This is a genomic window from Selenomonadales bacterium (assembly GCA_018335585.1).
Taxonomy (GTDB): domain Bacteria; phylum Bacillota; class UBA994; order UBA994; family UBA994; genus UBA994.
The window spans coordinates 1-3348 of sequence record JAGXRZ010000004.1 but is presented as its reverse complement, the minus strand read 5'-3'; the positions used below and the strand labels follow the sequence as shown (position 1 = coordinate 3348).

Here is a 3348-nt window from a genome sequence, read left to right as displayed (position 1 = left end):
GGGTGCCGTCCCACACCAGCCAGCGTCCCCAGGTCGCCACGTAGCGCCAATCCCGGTGGTAGCGGCGGGTGAAGGCCAGCGCCAGCGCATCCTCTGTGCCCCAAACCGACTCATCGCTGCTGACGACCGGCTCGGCATCGGCGCTGAGGTCGTGCATCTGCAAACGCGGGCCGTGGGCGAGGAAGGTCGAGACATCGAAGCCTTGCGCGATGGCGTCGGCTGCATCCCAGCCCTCTGTGGCTTCCTCGGGTGGGTAGAGGATGTGGCAGGACTTGGCTGCGGCCGCCAGGATGGCCTGCGCCGCCTGCGTCGCGTAGTCCCAGCCCGGTTTGTCGCGGTCGGGCCAGATCAGCACGGCTTTGCCGGACAGCGGCGACCAGTCGGTCTTGTCCACTGGCGCGTTGGCACCGTGCATGGCGGTGGTGGCCACGATGCCGGCGTCGATCAAGGCCTGCGCGCATTTTTCGCCCTCGACCAGCACCACCTGCGCGGCATTGCCCATGCCCGGCTGGTTGTAGAGCGGGCGCGGGTCGGGCGGGGCCATTTTGCGCCGCTTGGCATCCCAAGGCCGAAACTCCTTCTTGCGCCCGTGCGGGTCGTAGCGGTACACGACGGCGATGAGATGGCCTGCTGCGTCGTGGTAGTCCCACTTGGCGCTCGCCGGGCCGAGCTCATCGACCGGGGCGTCCTTCTTGCTGCTGCGCAGGGGCGCTGAGCGCGCACGCCCCAGCAAATCGGCGGCCTGGTCGAGCACCCGGGGGAAATCGGAGTGAACGTCGGCCCCAAGGTAGGCGGCGATCAAGGCAAAGATGTCGCCGCCATCGCCCGTGGCACGATCCGTCCACAATCCAGCCTTCTCGCCTTCGAGCACCACCTCGAGGCTGTCGCCGGGGCTGCCCAGTGCGTCGCCAATCAGGAACTTGCCCCGGCGCTTCTTGCCTGCCGGAAACATCGTGCCCAGCACCGATTCCAAGCGAGCCAGCAGGTCGGCGCGAATCGCGTCTCGCTCAGCTTCGCGGCTGTTCGTGGCCGCTGGGCTGGGGTCGTTGAAGTCGATCATTCTGCACCCTCGCAAAGCGCTTGCGCGTCTTGGGCGTCGCGGCCCTGCACGGCGTTGCAGCGCGTGGCCCAGGCTGCGAGTTCGGGCAAGCGGTAGCGCACCAGGCCGCCCATGAGGTAGTGCGGTATCCGGTACTTGCTGCGCATGGTGCGGTCGGCAAACCAGTAGTAGGGCAGGCGCAGCGCAGCCGCTGCCTGCTTGGCGTCGATCATCGGCTCGATGGCCTCGGGCGGCGTGTAGTGCTTGCTCATGCTTGCAACCTCCAGCAGCGGTCTTGCCAGGCGCACATCCGGCATTCGAAGTGGGTCGGGTCCAGATAGGCGCGTGGCAGCAGTTCTGCGCCCTGCGTCGCTGTGATGACCCGCACCGCCCGATCCGACATGCGCTGGGCCAGGGCGGCGTCAAAGGGCACGGCCTCGGCGTAGATCTCCATCGTGTCGGCGTTGAGCGCCGTCAAGAGTGCCGGGTGTTCGTGCAGTTCGAGGTAGGCTTGGTAGATGGCCACTTGTGCGGCGTAGACGGGTTTGGAGGTGCTCAAGCCTTTTTTCTGCAGGTCGCTCCAGGACTTGTTGCCCAGGCATTTGCTCTCCCACAGCGCCGGATAGGCAAAGCCCTCGGGGCCAGCGACGATGACGCCATCGATGTGCCCCTGCAGGCGACCGTCGGCCACCGAGAAGCCAAACTGCTCGCCGTTGGCCTTGCGGGTACGCAGGTCGAAACCCGCGTCGCGCAGCCACCCGACTAGGCAGTCCTCCATGTGGTGGCCACGTTCGAAGATGCGCAGCATCCGGCCCGGGATATCGCGCCCATGGTCGATTGGAGCCTTGGCGTACTCGAACTGAAGCGCGCGCTCGCACGCTACACCCAGACGGGAAGCACCGAGGTACTGGCGCTCGGACTGGCGGGCGCGGGCCCGCTGCATTGCGGCGTCAACCAGCGCAGTGATCTGACCCGAGAGGCTCGAAGTGGAGTTGAAGTCGATCACGGCTTCTTCCCCTTCGGCTCTTCCCACGGCAGGTCATCCTCCAGATCGGCAAAGGGGTTGGCTGCGCTGGCAGTCATGGGGTCGGGCGTCGGCCTCATGCCGCGCACTGGCGGGTACTTGCTCACCTCGTGATGCGCAACCATCGCCTCGGTGTAGCAAGTGACGATGGCATCGATCACCTGCAGCGCTTGCGCCTCGGAGTAGTCGCCCAGCGGCCTGGCAAATCCGATCTCGTTCGCCGCCGCGCCGAAAGCCTTGAGGCACTGGCGCATCGCGGCTTGCTCGACCTCAGACGGATCGATCATGGTGACCTCCTTGGCGACTGCCAAACCTTCCTTGACCCGCAGCCAGTTGCTGTACAGCGCGTGAAACGCGGTCTGGCAGCGCTGCGAACAAAACACCCAGTCGGTGGGGTAGCGCCGGGGATTGCCGACACCGTGGCGGTTGTCGGTGTGACCGTATCCCCGGGCCTGTCGTTTGCAGACCCAGCATTTCATTCCCCCTCCTCAAAGTCCTCGGCCAGCAGCGCCAACTGCAGCGAGCCACCCGCGAAGGCCGCTTCGCAGCGGCGGTCGAAGTCGCGGTAGCAAGTCGAACTGCGCGCAATCGCCGTGACCGCGTGAATCTGTGTTTCCAGACGGGCCAGGCCCTGAGCGGACAGCCATTGGTGGTGCTTGTGCGAGATGCCCTTGCGAGCGCGGATCTCGTCGATCAGCGTGGCAGGCAGCACCGGCCCATAGACCCAGCGCTGCGTGATCTGGCCAACAACGTGCGGTGGGTTCTGGTCGTGGCCCCGGTACTTCCAGCCGAACAGCCGGTAGAGTGCGCGGTAGTAGTCCGGGTGGAAACGACGCTCCCACGAGGAGCATGACTGGCGCAGCAGCTTGGAGATCAGTTCCTGCAGCGCATCTGGTGCGCGGTGGTACTGGTAGCCGGTGGCCTCATCGATCAGCGCGACCTCGCCGGTGGTGGCCAGCGCGTGCATGATCTTCATGCAGTTGGGCACGATGCCTTGGCGCGCCTTGTGCAGTGTGCCGTTGATGGCCGCGCCAACCACCGCCGACGCGACGTCGGCAATGATCCCGGCTGGGAAGAACTGCGCCTGCCGCCCCGACGGAAGCAGAATCGGCTCACGAGTTTTTTCCAGTCTCGACAAAGAGTTAGGCGCGAAATCAGCCAGAAACCGGGCGAAACGGCCACCCTTGTGTGTCTCGTGGAAACCGAGCAGCTTAGCCAGTTGGCGACGAACGTAGCCACGCTCGCCGCCCTTGAGGACGACGGCCTCGCATTGCAGATCGCCGAA

At 65.8% G+C, this 3348-nt stretch carries 5 protein-coding genes; all 5 read right to left on the bottom strand.

Translation table 11 applies throughout. The features are described 5' to 3' along the window. The coding region (locus KGZ66_00715; protein MBS3984118.1) for a hypothetical protein at window positions 1-1060 on the bottom strand (1060 nt) is incomplete at its 3' end. Continuing rightward, window positions 1057-1311 (bottom strand): hypothetical protein, encoded by a 255-nt coding sequence (locus KGZ66_00710; GenBank protein ID MBS3984117.1) that lies wholly within the window; start codon window positions 1309-1311, stop codon window positions 1057-1059. The genes KGZ66_00710 and KGZ66_00715, both read right to left, overlap by 4 nt. Further along, window positions 1308-2045 (bottom strand): hypothetical protein, encoded by a 738-nt coding sequence (locus KGZ66_00705; GenBank protein ID MBS3984116.1) that lies wholly within the window; start codon window positions 2043-2045, stop codon window positions 1308-1310. Before KGZ66_00705 ends, KGZ66_00710 begins: the two co-directional genes overlap by 4 nt. Beyond that, window positions 2042-2542 (bottom strand): hypothetical protein, encoded by a 501-nt coding sequence (locus tag KGZ66_00700; protein ID MBS3984115.1) that lies wholly within the window; start codon window positions 2540-2542, stop codon window positions 2042-2044. Before KGZ66_00700 ends, KGZ66_00705 begins: the two co-directional genes overlap by 4 nt. Next, on the bottom strand, window positions 2539-3348 hold an 810-nt coding region (locus tag KGZ66_00695), incomplete at its 5' end, for a P63C domain-containing protein (protein ID MBS3984114.1). The genes KGZ66_00695 and KGZ66_00700, both read right to left, overlap by 4 nt.

Coding starts and splice junctions, on each gene's coding strand:
- KGZ66_00700 (MBS3984115.1), bottom strand. CDS start 2,542: ATGAAATGCTGGGTCTGCAAACGACAGGCCCGGGGATACGGTCACACC.
- KGZ66_00710 (MBS3984117.1), bottom strand. CDS start 1,311: ATGAGCAAGCACTACACGCCGCCCGAGGCCATCGAGCCGATGATCGAC.